Origin of the sequence: Microbacterium sp. BLY (assembly GCF_017939615.1) — a bacterium.
Classification (GTDB): domain Bacteria; phylum Actinomycetota; class Actinomycetes; order Actinomycetales; family Microbacteriaceae; genus Microbacterium.
Map to the genome: position 1 here is coordinate 2,342,102 of NZ_JAGKSR010000001.1, position 16,695 is coordinate 2,358,796.

At 70.4% G+C, this 16,695-nt stretch carries 15 protein-coding genes; 8 read left to right on the top strand and 7 right to left on the bottom strand.

Annotated features, from left to right (window positions below; translation table 11 throughout):
- Positions 1-99: 99 nt before the first annotated feature.
- Together KAF39_RS11465 and KAF39_RS11470 are read right to left on the bottom strand one after the other, a co-directional pair.
- Positions 100-1,179, bottom strand: a complete 1,080-nt coding sequence (locus KAF39_RS11465) for a GNAT family N-acetyltransferase (protein ID WP_210677367.1) — start codon at positions 1,177-1,179, stop codon at positions 100-102.
- 113 nt (positions 1,180-1,292) lie between these two features.
- Positions 1,293-1,577, bottom strand: coding sequence for a hypothetical protein (locus KAF39_RS11470; protein WP_210677368.1), 285 nt, complete (start codon positions 1,575-1,577; stop codon positions 1,293-1,295).
- 523 nt (positions 1,578-2,100) lie between these two features.
- On the opposite strand from KAF39_RS11470, the gene smc reads away from it, so the two are divergent.
- The 3 genes from smc to KAF39_RS11485 all read left to right on the top strand — a co-directional run bounded on the left by smc (position 2,101) and on the right by KAF39_RS11485 (position 7,215).
- Entirely contained in the window at positions 2,101-5,643 is a 3,543-nt protein-coding gene (gene smc, locus KAF39_RS11475; RefSeq protein WP_210677369.1) for a chromosome segregation protein SMC, read from the top strand.
- Between the two features lie 155 nt (positions 5,644-5,798).
- Entirely contained in the window at positions 5,799-6,671 is an 873-nt protein-coding gene (gene ftsY, locus KAF39_RS11480; RefSeq protein WP_210677370.1) for a signal recognition particle-docking protein FtsY, read from the top strand.
- Between the two features lie 43 nt (positions 6,672-6,714).
- On the top strand, positions 6,715-7,215 hold the full coding sequence (locus KAF39_RS11485) for a DUF2004 domain-containing protein (RefSeq protein WP_101845969.1): 501 nt from the start codon (positions 6,715-6,717) through the stop codon (positions 7,213-7,215).
- Positions 7,216-7,230: 15 nt separating this feature from the next.
- On the opposite strand, the gene lipA is transcribed toward KAF39_RS11485, so the two are convergent.
- Together lipA and lipB are read right to left on the bottom strand one after the other, a co-directional pair.
- Complete coding sequence (gene lipA / locus KAF39_RS11490) at positions 7,231-8,220, bottom strand: lipoyl synthase (RefSeq protein WP_210677371.1); 990 nt, start codon at positions 8,218-8,220, stop codon at positions 7,231-7,233.
- Positions 8,217-8,870, bottom strand: a complete 654-nt coding sequence (lipB, locus tag KAF39_RS11495) for a lipoyl(octanoyl) transferase LipB (protein ID WP_210677372.1) — start codon at positions 8,868-8,870, stop codon at positions 8,217-8,219. Before lipB ends, lipA begins: the two co-directional genes overlap by 4 nt.
- Before the next feature lie 85 nt (positions 8,871-8,955).
- On the opposite strand from lipB, the gene KAF39_RS11500 reads away from it, so the two are divergent.
- The 4 genes from KAF39_RS11500 to ffh all read left to right on the top strand — a co-directional run bounded on the left by KAF39_RS11500 (position 8,956) and on the right by ffh (position 12,294).
- Entirely contained in the window at positions 8,956-9,543 is a 588-nt protein-coding gene (locus tag KAF39_RS11500; RefSeq protein WP_210677373.1) for a TetR/AcrR family transcriptional regulator, read from the top strand.
- A gap of 66 nt (positions 9,544-9,609) precedes the next feature.
- The gene (locus KAF39_RS11505) at positions 9,610-10,212 is read left to right on the top strand and encodes a hypothetical protein (RefSeq protein WP_210677374.1); all 603 of its coding nucleotides are present in this window, start codon (positions 9,610-9,612) and stop codon (positions 10,210-10,212) included.
- Positions 10,209-10,718 carry an RNA polymerase sigma factor gene (locus KAF39_RS11510; protein WP_307805202.1) on the top strand — a complete coding sequence of 170 codons (510 nt, stop codon included), beginning with the start codon at positions 10,209-10,211 and terminating at the stop codon, positions 10,716-10,718. Before KAF39_RS11505 ends, KAF39_RS11510 begins: the two co-directional genes overlap by 4 nt.
- Positions 10,719-10,731: 13 nt before the next feature.
- On the top strand, positions 10,732-12,294 hold the full coding sequence (ffh, locus tag KAF39_RS11515; protein WP_025103333.1) for a signal recognition particle protein: 1,563 nt from the start codon (positions 10,732-10,734) through the stop codon (positions 12,292-12,294).
- A gap of 12 nt (positions 12,295-12,306) precedes the next feature.
- Here ffh and KAF39_RS11520 read toward each other — a convergent pair whose 3' ends face one another.
- On the bottom strand, positions 12,307-13,215 hold the full coding sequence (locus KAF39_RS11520; protein ID WP_210677375.1) for an EamA family transporter: 909 nt from the start codon (positions 13,213-13,215) through the stop codon (positions 12,307-12,309).
- Positions 13,216-13,293: 78 nt separating this feature from the next.
- Between KAF39_RS11520 and KAF39_RS11525 the strand changes: the two genes are divergently transcribed.
- Positions 13,294-14,169, top strand: a complete 876-nt coding sequence (locus KAF39_RS11525) for a LysR family transcriptional regulator (RefSeq protein ID WP_210677376.1) — start codon at positions 13,294-13,296, stop codon at positions 14,167-14,169.
- A gap of 159 nt (positions 14,170-14,328) precedes the next feature.
- Here the strand turns inward: KAF39_RS11525 and glpK are convergent, their stop codons facing one another.
- Positions 14,329-15,843 carry a glycerol kinase GlpK gene (gene glpK, locus KAF39_RS11530; protein WP_210677377.1) on the bottom strand — a complete coding sequence of 505 codons (1,515 nt, stop codon included), beginning with the start codon at positions 15,841-15,843 and terminating at the stop codon, positions 14,329-14,331.
- Between the two features lie 36 nt (positions 15,844-15,879).
- Positions 15,880-16,635 carry an MIP/aquaporin family protein gene (locus tag KAF39_RS11535; protein ID WP_210677378.1) on the bottom strand — a complete coding sequence of 252 codons (756 nt, stop codon included), beginning with the start codon at positions 16,633-16,635 and terminating at the stop codon, positions 15,880-15,882.
- Positions 16,636-16,695: the final 60 nt, after the last annotated feature.

Genomic DNA, 16,695 nt, shown 5'->3' on the forward strand with positions numbered 1-16,695 from the left:
GCTCCCAGCCTCGCGGGACGGCGGGGTCGACGTCGTCGGCCCCGCGGATGAACCGCGGCGGCGGACGTCATCCGGGAGGATGACGTCCGCTGGAGACGCTCAGATCTTCTTCTGCCATGCCCCCGCGTACGACACGGGGACGAAGCCGATGGCCTCGTTGATGTCGAGCATCGGCCGGTTCTCCTCCGCGTTGAAGGTGGACACCACGGACGAATCCGGGACGAGCTCCCGCCAGCGCAGGAGATTGGCGCACTTGACGATCGTGCCGAGCCGGTGACCGCGATGCTCCTTCGCGACGAGGGTGCCGAACTGGTGGGTCGTGCCGGTCCGCTCCGCACCGATCAGCAGCTCGTTGTACGCGACGAGCGTGCCGGACGGGATGTGCTCCACGGCGGCGACGGAGACCGTCTGACCGGCGGCGGTGAGGCGACCGTCGCGGCGGATCACCCGATCCGCGTCATAGACCTCGGCGACGAAGTCCATGTCCCCGCTGGGGGCGTCGGTCGACAGCCGGGCGAGGACGGCGGCGTACCCGTCGCGGAGTTCCGGCGGAGTGGGCAGCTGCCATTCGATCACCCGATACTCCGGCCCTGCGGCTTCGAGAGCCGCCGCCAACGCGCGGCGGAGCGGCTCCGGATCGGCGCGCAGATCGAGTTCGCTGTTGCGCTCCACCTGCTCCAGCGTGAATCCATGCGCCTCGACCGCGTCGCTCAGCGACGTCGCCGGGATGCGCCCCCACCCGGTCCGCGGCACGAGCATGCGCTCCGCCTCCTCGGGCCGGTGGAGCGTCCAGATCTGAAGTACGGTCCGTCCGCGCTCCCTGGCCTCGTCCTCGGCGCGCGTGAGCAGCGCCTCCTCGACACCGCGACCACGGTGGGCGGCGGCAACCAGGAGGTCGATCTCGGCCGCATGCGCCTCCGCCTCCTGGGCGAAGGAGACGGTGACCATGCCGATGATCTCGTCGCCGTCCCGCGCCACGAAGCCGAGGTCGAGCGCGTCCGAGTCGTCCTGCCAGTTGGGCAGCATCTGCGCGGCGTCCGGCGCCAGGTCGGGGAGGCCGACCTCTTCGTCGCAGATCAGCCGGTTCAGGTCCCCGTAGGCGCGGAAGTCCGCGGCGTCGTCGGCGGCGAGGGTGGCCGGGACGATCAGCGGTGTGATCGTCAGAGCGGCGGTCGTCATTGTCAGGTCCTTCGGGGTTCGGCGGGAGGCAGAGGGTGCCGGGTGTCCCGGCGCCCGTCCGGGAGGAACGGACGGGCGCCGGGCCGGCGTCGATGCGGTCGTCATCGCCCGGCTCAGCGCAGGCCGCGCTGCATGTCGAAGACGAGGAGGGCGTGCGATTCCGCGGCGGAGCGGTGACGCTGCTCTCCGACGAGGAGCAGGTCGCCGGGGTCGACCGTCCACGAGCGGCGCGGACGTCGGGGGCGCTGCGCCCGCTGGAGCAGCCAGAGGCCGATCCGGAGGGAGAGGCGGTCCGCGACGCCGAGCCGACGCAGTTCGTCGTCCCGGGGGATGTGGAGGACCTCACGGTCCTCGGTATCGGGCGGATGGGTGATGCTGCGTGACAGCGTGGTGTTCACGATGGTTCCTTCGAAAGGGATGGATGTGGTGCGGAAGCACCGCGTCAGGACCGAGTCGTCGGCCGCGGCGGGTACGGACGAGAGCAGCGCCGCCGGAGCCGCGGAACGCGGAAAGCCGGAGGCGGCGGGGATCCATGATCCGAGGGATCAGAGGGTGGGACGCGACAGAACAGGCGGGAGAAGACCCAGTTCGGGCCTGCATTCCCTGGCTGCGGTTCTAGCCGAGCGAGCCGTGACGGACGCCGGCGGTCACCGATGCCGCAGGGCGCGGCGCGGAGTGCGCGGGCGCGGCGAGGCTGTATGCCTGTGCGGTGTGCTGAGTGATCATCATCGGTAACCTCCTTTCGTGTGGCGATCCGGAGGCCCACCGTAGCGAAACTCACAGGAGAACGTCAAGCATTTCGTGCTAGCACCGGCGTGTCGTGGCCTGAGGAGCCTCCGCGGCCCCCGCGCGGGATACCCGACGATCCGCGGAATTCCGGTAGCGTAGCGACGTGAATCTCCCTGGACGAGCGGTCGCCCCATGCACCTGAAGAGCCTGACGCTCAAGGGGTTCAAGTCGTTCGCCCAGCCGACGACCTTCGTCTTCGAGCCGGGTGTCACCTGCATCGTCGGCCCGAACGGCTCCGGCAAGTCCAACGTCGTCGACGCGCTGGCCTGGGTGATGGGCGAGCAGGGCGCGAAGACCCTGCGAGGCGGGAAGATGGAGGACGTCATCTTCGCCGGGACGTCGACCCGAGGACCCCTCGGGCGTGCCGAGGTCCAGCTCACGATCGACAACGCCGACGGCGCCCTCCCGATCGAGTTCGCCGAGGTGACGATCAGCCGCACCCTGTTCCGGAACGGCTCCAGCGAGTATGCGATCAACGGGGAGAGCTGCCGGCTCCTCGACGTGCAGGAGCTTCTCAGCGACTCCGGTCTCGGGCGCGAGATGCACGTCATCGTGGGGCAGGGGCGGCTGGACACCGTCCTCCAGGCCTCGCCGGAAGACCGCCGGGGCTTCATCGAGGAGGCCGCCGGCATCCTCAAGCACCGGCGCCGCAAGGAGAAGACCCTGCGCAAGCTCGACGCGATGGAGGCCAACCTCACCCGTCTGAGCGACCTCGCGGGGGAGATCCGGCGCCAGCTCAAGCCCCTCGGCCGTCAGGCGGAGATCGCCCGCGAGGCGCAGACCATCGCCGCCGTGGTGCGTGACGCCAAGGCCCGCCTGTTCGCCGACGACGTGGTCGCCCTGCGGACCGCCCTCGCCGATCACACGCGGACCGAGCAGGAACGGCACACCGAGCGGCTCGTGCTGTCCGATCAGGCCGAGGCGGTCCGCGCGGGGATCGCTCGTCTCGAGAAGGACCAGAACTCCATCGCCGTCGACGAGGCACGCAGCGTCGCGTTCGGACTCGAGCAGGTGCAGGAACGCATGCGGGGCCTGTACACGCTCGCCAACCAGCGTCTCGCGTTGCTCGGCTCCGAGGAGGATGACGCGGCGGTCACCGCAGTGACCGTGACGCAGGCGACGATCGACGAGGCGCGGGAGGACATCGAGACGATCTCCTCGGGTCTCGGCGATGCGCAGGATGCCGCCGCGGCGGCGAGCCGCGAGGTCGTGAACGCGCGCGCCGAACTCGACACGTTGGACGTGGACATCGCCGAGCAGAGCGCCCTCGTGTCGGAGTACGACATGCGTCTCTCGTCGCTGCGGGGGACCGCCGACGCCGCCGCTTCCGCGCTGGCAGCCGTCCGCGGCGCGGTGCTCCGCCAGGAGAACGCGCTCGAGGCGGCGCATGCACGTCGACGTGAGGCCGAGGAAGCCCTCGCGGCGACCGACGACGCCGAGGCGCCGGAGGGCACGGCGGTCGAGTATGCCGCCGCCTACGAGAGCGCGCAACGTGCGGCGACGGCGGCGGAGGCCGAGCGGGAGAGCCTGCGGGAACGGCTGCATGCCGCCGAGCGCGAGGTCGACGCCCTCACCGCCAAGGCGGCCGCTCTGAGCAGCGCGCTGTCGTTGTCCGGCGGCGCCGCCGAGATCGTCGCCGAAGGCGGGTCCGGCATCCTCGGCCTCGTCGGAGACGCGGTCCAGGTGCGGGCCGGATACGAGGCGGCCATCGCCGCCGTCCTCGGCCCGCTGGCCGAGGGCGTGCTCGTGGGGACGGCGGACGACGCGTTCGGACTCGCTGCGGAGGCCGCGGAGCGGCGTCGCGGGGTGGTCGACTTCGTGGTCGCCGAGGCCCCGTGCGAGAACCCCGCCCATCCGGTGGTCGACGGGGTGATCCCGGCGGCGGAGACCGTGACGGCTCCCGACGGCATCCTCGGCATCCTCGCGCACGTGCTCATCGCCGACGACCTGGATGCCGCCCGCGCGGCCCGGCGTGCCCTGGATACGGCGGGCGACACCGCCACCACGATCGTGACGACGGGCGGCGACGTCATCACCGCCCAGACGCTGCGGACGGGATCCGGAGGGGAGCGGTCCCGGCTCGAACTCGCGGCGGAGCGCGACGCGGCGACCGACCGGCTCACCGAGATCCAGATCGTCGTAGACTCCCTCCGCGAGGCGCGCATCGACGCCGACGAGGCGGTGGAAGAGACGCGGCGGCAGGCGAAAGACGCCCTGCGTGCGCTGCGTGAGCACGACGCCGCCCTCGCGACGCACGCGGAGCAGGTCAACAAGGTGACCGTGCGGCATGAGGCCGCTGTCGCGGAGTGCGATCGTCTGGAGACCGGTCTCGCCCAGGCGCAGGCCGCCGTGGCCGACGCGGAGGCGAAGGCGGAGGCCGCCAAGGCGGAGCTCGATGCGGCCGTCGCCGCGCCCCGCCCGGTGCTGGACGCCTCGGCCCGGGACGGCCTGCTGGAGGCGCTGGAGCGCGCCCGTGAAGGCGAGGTCCGTGCCCGCCTGGAGGTCGAGACCCTGCGCGAGCGCGTCCGTGCCGCCCAGTCCCGGGTGACCGCGCTGGAGCGGCAACGCGAGCAGGAGCGGGACGCCGCGGCCGAGGCGGCCCGCCGGGCCGTGATCCGTCGCGCCCAGCGCGAGGCGGCATCCGGAGTCGTGGAGGAGCTGCCGCGCATCCTCGACTCCCTCGACCGCTCGGTCACCGAGGCCCGCGTCGCGCTGGCGGAGGCGGAGGCCGCCCGATCGGCGCAGAACGAGGAGCTCGTCGCCCTGCGCGCCCAGGAGTCGTCACTGCGCGAGCGTCTGGCCGGTCTCACGGAGAGCGTGCACGGCTTGGAGCTGCAGATCCACGAGAAGAAGCTCCACCTGAACAGCCTGCTGGAGCGCGTGTCCTCGGAGCTCGCCCTCGACGAGGACGTGCTCGTCGCCGAGTACGGCCCGGACCAGCTCGTTCCGCGGGATCCGGGTGCGGAGCCCGCCGACGGCGAGCTGCTCGACGACACCGCGATCCCGTTCGACCGGCGCATCCAGCAGCGGCGTCTCGCGGACGCCGAGCGCAAGCTCGCCCAGCTCGGCCGGGTCAACCCGCTCGCGCTGGAGGAGTTCGCCGCCCTGGAGCAGCGCCACGCGTTCCTCACCACGCAGCTCGCGGACCTGACCCAGACGCGGCAGGATCTGCTGACGATCATCGCCGACCTCGACGAGCGCATGCAGACGATCTTCGCGAGCGCGTTCGAGGACACCAAGGAGGCGTTCGGCCAGGTCTTCCCCCTGCTGTTCCCCGGCGGCACGGGCAGCATCTCGCTGACCGACCCGGACAACATGCTGACGACGGGGATCGAGGTCTCGGTCCGTCCCGTCGGGAAGAAGATCGAGCGCCTGTCGCTGCTGTCCGGCGGTGAGCGGTCTCTGGCCGCGGTGGCGCTCCTGGTGGCGATCTTCAAGGCGCGCCCCAGCCCGTTCTACATCCTGGATGAGGTAGAGGCCGCGCTGGACGACGCGAACCTCGGCCGGCTGCTCACGGTCTTCGAGCAGCTGCGCGAGAGCTCCCAGCTCCTCGTCATCACGCACCAGAAGCGGACGATGGAGATCGCCGACGCGCTCTACGGCGTGTCGATGCGTCAGGACGGCGTCTCCGCGGTGGTGGGCCAGCGCGTCGGCGACCGCGCCGCCGCTGTCTGACCTCGGTCCGTCCTCCGCCCTCCCGCCCCGGGCACAGCTTCGGAGATCGTGGCCCCCATCCGGCGTGTCGATGGTCGGATCCGGCGTGTCGCCCGCGGTCTCCGAAGCCGTGATCAGCGTCGGAGAGGGGGCGCTGCTACCCGTAGGCTGGACGCATGGCAGAGAAGTCCTGGTCTCTCGGTCGCGCGCTGCGCGGCATGTTCGTGAAGCCCACCATCGACGAGACGACGTGGGAAGACCTGGAGACGGCGCTGATCACGGCGGACTTCGGCCCCGACATCAGTGAGCGCATCGTCGACGAGCTCCGCGACAAGGTCGCGAAGTACCGCACCACCGACCCCAAGGACCTCCAGCGCATGCTGCGGGAGACGCTGGAGGAGCACTTCGCGAAGTTCGACACGACCCTGAAGCTGACCGAGCGGCCCGCCGTGGTGCTCGTCGTCGGGGTCAACGGCGTCGGCAAGACGACGACGATCGGCAAGTTCACGAAGTTCCTGCGCGGCTATCAGCGGAGCGTCGTCGTGGGGGCAGCGGACACCTTCCGCGCCGCCGCCGTCGACCAGCTCGCGACGTGGGCGCAGCGCGGGGGAGCGGCCATCGTCCGACCGCAGCAGGAAGGTCAGGACCCGGCCTCCGTCGCCTTCCAGACGGTGGAGTATGCGAAGCGCGAGGGCATCGAGATCGCGATCATCGACACCGCCGGACGCCTGCACACCAAGGGCGGCCTCATGGACGAGCTCGGCAAGATCCGCCGCGTCGTCGAGAAGCAGGCACCGATCAGCGAAGTGTTGCTGGTGCTCGACGCGACGACGGGGCAGAACGGCGTCATGCAGGCGGAGACCTTCCTGCAGCACGCCGGGGTCACGGGACTCGTGCTCACCAAGCTCGACGGCTCCGCCAAGGGCGGTTTCGTGCTCGCCGTTCAGGAGCGCACGGGCATCCCGGTCAAGCTCCTCGGACAGGGCGAAGGCATCGACGATCTGACCGGTTTCACGCCGCACCTCTTCGTGCAGGCGCTGGTCGGCTGACACAGGGCTACCGTCCCGGGCATCAGGCTGGTTTCATAGCGTTATGGCGATCGAACACGACTACTTCGGACTGCTGTCGTCGGGCCCCGACGGCTCGATCTTCTGGTCGGAGACGGTCGAGCTCGGCGACCAGAGCGTGACCGTGGACCTGACCGCTCCGGACCAGGACGACGTCTCCGCGGATGCCCTCGACATCGCCGCCGGTCTCATCGCGGGGCTGGAGAACGTCGACGCCACCGCGCGCCGGGGCATGCTGTCCGAGGTGGACGACCGGACGAGCGAGGTGACCGAGTACATCCTGCAGCAGCAGGAGGTGTTCGGCGACGACCTCCCGGACGTCCTCATCGACGTGTCCGGAGACGCGGCCGTGGACATCATCCGGTCCCTGCGCCTGATGAGCATGACGATCCTCGCCGACGAGCACGGCGGCTCCGAGCCGTTCGCCGTGCTGGAGTACGCGCTCGACGACAGCGCGACCGACGACGTCCTGCTGGTGAACCTCGGGTCCGACGGCAGCGTGCAGTCGGTCATGAGCGCCGACTGACCGCCCCGCGGCTCGTCAGACCGCCTGCGCGAAGCCGAGCTCGGCGCTCTCGGCGATGTGCGCGAGGTGGGCCGGGATCTCCCGTCCCTTCGACGTCATCGACTGCGCCCACAGACGCCCGGCACGGTACGAGGAGCGCACCAGCGGGCCGGCGAGCACTCCCAGGAAGCCGATCCGCTCCGCCTCCTCCTTGAACTCGACGAACTCGGCCGGCTTCACCCATCGCGACACCGGGAGATGTCGCGGCGTCGGGCGGAGGTACTGCGTGATGGTGATGATGTCGCAGCCGGCGTCGTGGAGGTCCTGCAGCGCCTGGACGACCTCCTCCGGCTCCTCGCCCATGCCCAGGATCAGATTCGACTTCGTGATGAGTCCGGCATCGCGAGCCTGCGTGAGCACGTTCAGGGAGCGCTCGTATCGGAACGCGGGGCGGATGCGCTTGAAGATGCGGGGGACGGTCTCCACGTTGTGCGCGAACACCTCGGGGCGCGCGTCGAAGATCTGCCCGAGGAAGGCCGGGTCGGCGTTGTGCTCGTTGGCCAGCAGCTCCACGCCGGTGTTCGGGTTGAGCTCGTGGATCTTCCGGACGGTCTCGGCATTCAGCCAGGCGCCGGTGTCGGGGAGGTCGTCGCGGGCCACACTCGTCACCGTCGCGTAGCGGAGGTTCATCCGCTGCACGCTCTCGGCCACCCGTCGGGGCTCGTCGGTGTCGTAGTCGGCAGGTTTGCCGGTGTCGATCTGGCAGAAGTCGCAGCGACGCGTGCACTGGGAGCCGCCGATGAGGAAGGTCGCCTCGCGGTCCTCCCAGCACTCGTAGATGTTCGGACACCCGGCCTCCTGGCACACCGTGCGCAGGTCCTCGCTCTTCACGAGCGAGTGCAGGGCGGAGTACTCCGGCCCCATCTTCGCCTTCGTCTTGATCCACTCGGGCTTCCGCTCGATGGGGGTCTCCGCGTTGCGGATCTCGAGGCGGAGGAGCTTGCGTCCTTCGGGGGCGGCGTTCATGCCGGGACTCCTGTCATCGTCGAAGCGGCGTGGGCGGTGAGGAAGGCGTCACGCACGGCGTCGACGAGGTCGAGCGGGCCGATCACGCGGCCGGTCACCTCGCTCACGGTCGTGACTCCGGCGTCGGTGATCCCGCACGGGATGATGCCGCGGAAGGGTGCGAGGCTGTTGTCGCCGTTGATGGCGAAGCCGTGCATGGTCACGCCCTGCTGCACGCGCACACCGATGGCGGCGACCTTGTCCTCCGAGAGCGGCCGACGCACCCAGACGCCGCTCCGCCCGTCGACCTGGTGGCCGTCGACCCCGAACGGTCGCAGCACGTCGATGAGGATGCGTTCCAGACGCCGGACGTGCGCCACCACGTCCATCGGCTCGGGGAGCCGGAAGATCGGGTAGCCGACGAGCTGGCCCGGACCATGCCAGGTGATCTTGCCGCCCCGGTCCACGTCGATGACCGGCGTGCCGTCCTGCGGGCGCTCATGCTCCTCGGTGCGCTTGCCGGCGGTGTACACGGGGGCGTGTTCGAGCAGGATCAGGGTGTCAGGGCGGGCCCCGGAGACCACGTCCGCGTGCACGCGGCGTTGCAGTTCCCACCCTTCGGAGTAAGGGACGGGGTTCGGCATGAAGCCGGGAGTGAGGATGTCGAGCATGCGTCGTCGCTTCCCTCGAATAGATGGAGTGCGTCCAACAATACCCGGTGGTCGGGGGGAGAGGCTCGCGCGGTAGCGTGAAGGCATGAATCGGACTGGTCGCGCCGGCCGCCCCAAGGCCTCCTCACGCGAGACCCTCGCCGAAGCCGCCTGTGAACTGTTCCTCGAGCAGGGGTACGACGCGACGTCCGTGGCCGATATCACGCAGCGCGCGGGGGTGAGCCGGTCGAGCTTCTTCAACTACTTCACGTCCAAGAGCGACGTGCTGTGGTCGGGTATCGACGAGCGCATCGGCGTCGCGGTCGGCGCTCTGGACGACCTCGGCCGCGACGCCACGGGGGAGCGGGTGCGCGGGATCCTGCAGGGGATCGTGGACGACTTCGCCCCGGATCCGCTGGCACTGGCGCTGCGGAACGCGGAGGCCATGGCGCTCGAGGAGGAGCTGGTGCGGGAGACGGGTGTCCGTCTGGCCCGCCTCGCCGCCGCGGTCTCCCGTGCGGCGTGTGCGGCGGGCATCGATGTGATGCGTGCGGACGTGCTGGGAGCGGCGCAGGCGGCGGCTGTCCTGTCCGCCCTGCGCGTCTGGGCCGAGGAGGGGGCGGGCCGGGGCACACCGGAGTCCGTGCTCCGCGAGGCACTCGCTCGGGTGCACGATCTGCCCTGGGGGGAATGACGCGCGGACGGATCGGTGTCGGCCGGACACGTCAGTGATGAAGGCATCCCTGACGAGGAGGACACCATGACCACGGATCCGCTGGACGACCTGCTGGACGGCTCCGCGCCGCCCACCCCCGCTCTCGCTCGACACGAGCTGCGGGCGATGATCGACGCGTCCCGTCGGCGCGCTCGGCCCCGACTCCGGTCACGCGGCGTGATCGCCGCTGTGACGGCGGTGGTCCTGGTGGGCGGCGCCGGGGTGGCGACCGCATCCTCCGACTGGCTCTGGGGTGACGGTCTTGAGGATCCCGCACGGAGCTACCGGTTCACCGCGCCGACCTGGGGGGAGTGCGAGATCCGCTTCAGTGGCCTCGACACGCACAACCCGCTGATCCAGGCCGAAGTCGATCGCGTCATCGATCAGTGGTTCGCCTCGGCGGATGTGGAGGCGGAGGCCGCGCCCTACGTGGACGGCCAGCTGCGGATGCTCGAGCAGGGCGACGAGGCTGCGGGCGTTCCGGCCACGGATCGGAATGCGGCGGACACGCGGGCCTGGATGGCTCATGAGGGCGCGTTGAACGAGGCGCTCCACGCCGAACTCGAAGAGCACGGGTTCGGTCCGATCCCCGGAGCCGACTCCCACTCCCAGGTGCACTGCGACGACGAAGCCTGGAGCGGCGAGTGAGCAGCCGTGCCGACGACACGGCACTGATCGCCGCGTTCGAGGCGTGCGCCCCTGATCTCCTGGCCTATCTCGCGCGCCGCGTCGGGGCGGATGACGCCGGCGACCTGCTCGGCGAGACGATGGTCGTCGCCTGGCGGCGCGTCCGGCATCTGCCCGACGACCCCGAACGGGCGCGGATGTGGCTGTTCGGGGTCGCTCGCAAGACCCTGCTCAACCACGCCCGCGGTGAGCGGCGTCGGCACGCCCTGCACGAGCGGGTGCGGGGAGAGGGAGCGGAAGCCCGGCTCCAGGCACCGCCGGCGGACGGGGGCGCGGAGGTGCGCGACGCCATCGCCCGCCTCGATCCCGACCTCGCGGAGGTCATCCGCCTGGTGCACTGGGACGGATTCAGCCTGACCGATGCGGCCGCGCTGCTCGGCGTTCCGGCGTCCACGGTGAGAGGGCGGTACCAGCGCGCCAAGGAGCAGCTCCGTGCCGCGCTGAGCGTGGAGGCTCCACTCGCGTAGAATCGTAGGCACCATGGCTACCTTTGGCACGCTCTCCGATCGGCTCACCGACACCTTCCGCAACCTGCGCACGAAGGGAAAGCTCACCGCCGCCGACGTCGACGGCACGGTGCGCGAGATCCGTCGTGCCCTGCTCGACGCCGACGTCGCGCTCGCGGTCGTCAAGGACTTCACCGCCAAGGTGCGCGAGCGCGCACTCGGCGACGAGGTCAACAAGGCGCTGAACCCCGCGCAGCAGGTGGTGCAGATCGTGAACGAGGAGCTCGTCCAGATCCTCGGCGGAGAGCAGCGGCGCCTGCAGTTCGCCAAGACCGCGCCGACCGTGATCATGCTCGCGGGCCTTCAGGGCTCGGGTAAGACGACGTTCGCCGGCAAGCTCGCCAAGCAGCTCGAGAGCGAGGGCCACACGCCGCTCCTCGTGGCCGCCGATCTCCAGCGACCGAACGCCGTGAACCAACTCCAGGTCGTCGCGGAGCAGGCCGGGGCCACCGTGTATGCGCCGGAGCCGGGCAACGGCGTCGGCGACCCCGTGAAGGTGTCGCGCGACGGCGTCGAGCACGCCCGCCGCCAGCAGCACGACGTGGTCATCATCGACACGGCCGGACGCCTCGGTGTCGACGCCGAGCTCATGAAGCAGGCCGCCGACATCCGCAAGGCGGTCAACCCGGACGAGGTGCTCTTCGTCATCGACGCGATGATCGGTCAGGACGCCGTCAACACCGCCAAGGCCTTCCAGGAGGGCGTGGACTTCACCGGCGTCGTGCTCTCCAAGCTCGACGGCGACGCGCGAGGCGGAGCGGCGCTGTCGGTCGCCTCGGTCACGGGTCGCCCGATCATCTTCGCCTCCACGGGCGAGCGGCTGGAAGACCTCGAGCCGTTCCACCCCGACCGGATGGCGAGCCGCATCCTCGACCTCGGCGACATTCTCACCCTCATCGAGCAGGCCCAGCAGGCCTTCGACGAGGAGGAGGCACGCAAGGTCGCGGAGAAACTCGCGAACGAGGCGTTCACCCTGGAGGACTTCCTCGAGCAGCTCCAGCAGATGAAGAAGATGGGCTCGATGAAGAAGATGCTCGGGATGCTCCCGGGCATGGGCCAGATGAAGCAGCAGCTCGAGGATTTCGACGAGCGCGAGATCGACCGCACCGAGGCCATCATCCGGTCCATGACGCCGGTCGAGCGTCGCAACCCCAAGATCCTCAACGGCTCGCGCCGTCTGCGCATCGCGCGCGGTTCCGGCATGACCGTCACGGACGTGAACCAGCTTGTCCAGCGCTTCGAGCAGGCCGCGAAGATGATGAAGACGGTCGCCCGTGGCGGCACGCCGAACATCCCCGGCATGGGCCCGGTGCCCGGCATGGGGAAGCCCGGCGCCTCGTCGAAGCGCGGCAAGAAGGGCAAGGGTGGCGGCGGCAACCGCTCCCGCTCCGGCAACCCCGCGAAGCGCGCGGCGGAGAACGCCGGCCTCGCGGCCTCGTCAGCACCGACCGGCTCGGGCTTCGGCCTCGGCGGGGGAGGCGCGGCCCCCTCCGAGGCGGACCTCGCTGAGATCCAGAAGCTGTTCGGCAAGGGCTGAGCGGCAGGGACCTCAGCGCACGGCGACCGGCGCGGCCGAAGGATCGGCCGTGGTCGCGGGCGTGCCTCGCGGCCGTGCCGCGAACTGCCCGCCGATGAGGGCGGCGAGTGTGATCACGATGCCCGCCACCTGGACCGGGGTGAAGCTCTCGCCGGCGACGAGGACGCCGAGCAGCGTCGCGACGACCGGCGAGAGCAGTGCAAGGAGACCGGGCACGATCACCGGCAGGCGCTGGATGCCGCGGAACCACAGCGTGTAGGCGATGATCCCTCCCGCGGTCGCGAGCCAGAGGTAGCCGAAGAGCGCACCCGCGTCGAGGGCAGGCGGCGGGCCCTCGACAGCGAAGGTGAGGGGGAGGAGCAGCAGCCCTCCCGCGGTGAGCTGCCAGCCCGCGTAGGCCACGGGGCCGACACCGGAGGGGCGTCCCCAGCGCTTGGTGAGGATCATCCCGAGGCCGGTGGCGGTCACACCGCCCAGGGCCGCGATGAGGCCACAGAGATCCAGCGCCGCTGCGGGGCCGAGGACGACGAGGGCGACGCCGCCCGCTCCGACCACGGCTGCCGCGGCGGACGCCGGTCGGATGCGTTCCCCGAGGACGAGCGCCCCGAGGCCCAACACGATCAGCGGCTGCGCTCCGGCGACGGCGGCGGCCACCCCGCCGGGGAGGCGTTCGGCCGCGAGGAACAGCAGCGGGAAGAACGCGCCGATGTTGAGGGCACCGAGCACGAGAACCTTGCCCCACCAGGCTCCGTGCGGCAGACGGCGGGCGAGCAGCACCGCGAGGAGACCCGCGGGCAGCGAGCGGAGGAGGCCGGCGAGGAGCGGATGCCCGGCGGGGAGCAGCTCCGTCGTGACCAGGTAGGTCGTGCCCCACGCCGCAGGAGCCAGAGCCGTGACGAGGGTGAGCGTGAGGCGGTTCATGCTTCCAGCCTGCGACGCTCGTCATCATGAGTCCAACGCATTGTTGTCACGTAATCCATGAAGCGAGATCATGGGTGCATGGAACTCCAGCAACTCCGGTACGTCGTCGCGGTGAAGGACACGGGGTCGTTCACCCGCGCGGCGGACCGCTGTCACGTCACCCAATCCGCACTCAGTCACCAGGTCGCCGCTCTCGAACGCGAGTTGGGCGTGCGGCTGTTCGCGCGCACCAGTCGCAGCGTCCGCGCGACCGAGTCCGGTGAGGCTTTCCTCCGCTCTGCCCGTCTGGCGGTCCGCGCGGCAGATCAGGCACGGGAGGATGCGGCGGCGGCGAGCGGTGAGGTGGTGGGAACACTGCGACTGGGCATCATCCCCACGGTGACGGCTGTCGACGTCCCCGCACTCCTCGTGGCCTATCGCGCCGCGCATCCGGCTGCGCGCGTGGAGCTCCGCGAGGGGAACAGCGATTCACTCGCGGCCGCGATCCGACAGGGCGATCTGGATGTCGCATTCCTCGGGCTTCGGGAGGGCGCGGAGCCTGAGGGGGTGGCCTCCCGTCCGTTGTCCCGCGAGCCGCTGGTGGGCGTGGTGCCCCGCGGGCATCACCTCGGGGCGAAGCGGGTCGTGCGGCTCAGCGACCTCGCGGATTCCCCTTTCGCCGACTTCCCCGCCGGCACGTCGGGGCGAGCGCAGAGCGACGGGGCGTTCCTGACGGCACGGGTCCGGCGGGACGTGGCCTTCGAATCCGACACGGCCGCGAGCCTGATCGGCCTGGTCGCTGCGGGCCTCGCGGTCACGCTGCTTGCGCCCGGGGTGGTGCGCGGGTGCCGGGAGATCGTGGACACCGTGGCGGTGCAGGACGGCCCTGTCCGCGTCGAACACCTGGCCTGGGACGCCGCCGCACCGCGCAGCGCGGCACGCGCCTTCCTCGACATCGTGGCGGCGGCCTCCTGAGCCACGTTCCGCCTGCACGACGTGCGGACGACTGCACGACGGAACCCCCGGAACGGGCGGGCCACCGGATCTGGATCGTGCAGGCGAGTCGGCAGGGGTCGAACCGGAGACGACGAAGCGGGCCCGGGGAGAACCCGGACCCGCCACGTCATACGGTGATCAGCGCACGTCGTCGTCGACCCAGTCCATCGACTTGGTGACGGCCTTGCGCCACAGGCGCAGCTGACGGTCGCGCTCGGCGTCGTCGAGCGACGGCTCCCAGCGGCGGTCCTCCTGCCAGTTCGCGGAGAGGTCGTCGAGACCGCTCCAGAAGCCGACAGCGAGACCGGCGGCGTAGGCCGCCCCGAGCGCCGTGGTCTCCGCCACCACCGGGCGCACGACCGGCACACCGAGGATGTCGGCCTGGAACTGCATGAGCGCGTCGTTGGCGACCATGCCGCCGTCGACCTTGAGCTCGGTGAGGTCCACGCCGGCGTCCGCGTTGACCGCGTCGAGCACGTCGCGGGTCTGGAAGGCCACGGCCTCCAGGGCGGCGCGCGCGATGTGGTTCTTGTTCGCGTAGCGGGTGAGGCCGACGATCGCTCCGCGGGCATCCGGACGCCAGTACGGCGCGAAGAGACCGGAGAACGCCGGGACGATGTACACGCCGCCGTTGTCCTCGACCTTCTCGGCCAGCTCCTCGACCTCGGGGGCGGAGGAGATGATGCCGAGCTGGTCGCGCAGCCACTGGATGAGCGATCCGGTGACCGCGATCGATCCCTCCAGCGCGTAGTGCGTGGGCTGGTCGCCGAGCTTGTAGCCGACGGTGGTGAGCAGCCCGTTCTTCGAGCGGACGATCTCCTCGCCCGTGTTGAAGATGAGGAAGCAGCCCGTGCCGTAGGTGTTCTTGCTCTCGCCCTTCTGGAAGGCCGCCTGGCCGAACGTCGCCGCCTGCTGGTCGCCGAGGATGCCGGCGATCGGCGTCTCGCGCAGCAGCGACGAGCTCTCGGCGGCGCCGTACACCTCGGAGGAGGAGCGGATCTCCGGCATCATCGAGCGCGGCACGCCGAACGCTTCGAGGATGTCGTCGCGCCACTCCAGCGTCTCGAGGTCCATGAACATCGTGCGCGAGGCGTTGGTGACGTCGGTCGCGTGCACGCCCCCGTCGATGCCGCCGGTGAGGTTCCACAGCACCCACGAGTCGGTGGTGCCGAAGAGCAGATCGCCCGCCTCGGCCTTCTCCCGAGCGCCTTCGACGTTCTCCAGGATCCAGGTGATCTTGGTTCCGGAGAAGTAGGTGGCCAGGGGGAGGCCGACGATCGACTTGAACCGGTCGACGCCCTCGTCGCCCGCGAGGCGGTTGACGATCTCCTGCGTGCGGGTGTCCTGCCAGACGATGGCGTTGTAGACCGGCTTGCCCGTCGTCTTGTCCCACACGACCGCGGTCTCGCGCTGGTTGGTGATGCCCACCGCGGCGATGTCGTGACGTGTCAGATCGGCACGACCGAGGGCGAGGCCGATCACCTCCTGGACGTTGCGCCAGATCTCGGCGGCGTCGTGCTCGACCCAGCCGGCCTTGGGAAGGATCTGCTCGTGCTCCTTCTGCCCGGTGGCGACGATGCTGCCCTTCTTGTCGAAGATGATCGCGCGGCTCGACGTCGTTCCCTGGTCGATCGCGATGATGTAGTCAGCCATGTGTTCTCCTTTGAATTCCCGAGTGGTCGAGGGGGATCAGCCGGCGAGGCCGAGCAGGGCCGGGGCGGCGAGGGCGGCGATGACACCACCGATGAGCGGACCGACGACGGGCACCCACGAGTAGGACCAGTCGCTGGAGCCCTTGCCCTTGATCGGGAGGATCGCGTGCGCGATGCGGGGACCGAGGTCACGGGCGGGGTTGATGGCGTATCCCGTCGGACCACCGAGCGAGGCGCCGATCGCGACCACGAGCAGAGCCACCGGCAGGGCGGTGAGCGGGCCGAGGCCGCCGGGCGTCCCGATCTCGATGTCGCCGTAGTCCGCGAACGCGAAGATGACGAACACCAGGACGAAGGTTCCGATGATCTCGGTGACGAGGTTCCAGCCGTAGGAGCGGATCGCCGGGCCGGTGGAGAAGACGCCGAGCTTGTTGGCGGCCTCCGGCTCCTCGTCGAAGTGCTGCTTGTAGGCGAGCCAGACGACGATCGCACCGAGGATCGCACCGACGAGCTCCGCGGCGGTCGCCGTGAGGAACATCGCCACCGAGATCTTGCCGGCGACGAAGAGGCCGATGCCGACGGCCGGGTTCAGGATCGCGCCGGAGTACGCGGAGACCAGCACACCCGCGAACACCGCCAGACCCCATCCCCAGTTGACCATCAGGAAGCCGCCGCCGAAGCCCTTGTTCTTCGCCAGGGCGACGTTCGCGACCACACCGCAACCGAGCAGGACCAGCATCGCTGTGCCCACGAGCTCCGAGAGGAAGTAGAGACCGAGATTGACGTCAGTCATGTCTTCGTTGACCTTTCTTGCAGGTCGGGGCCCCTCTGCCCCGACCCCTTATGGGGTAGC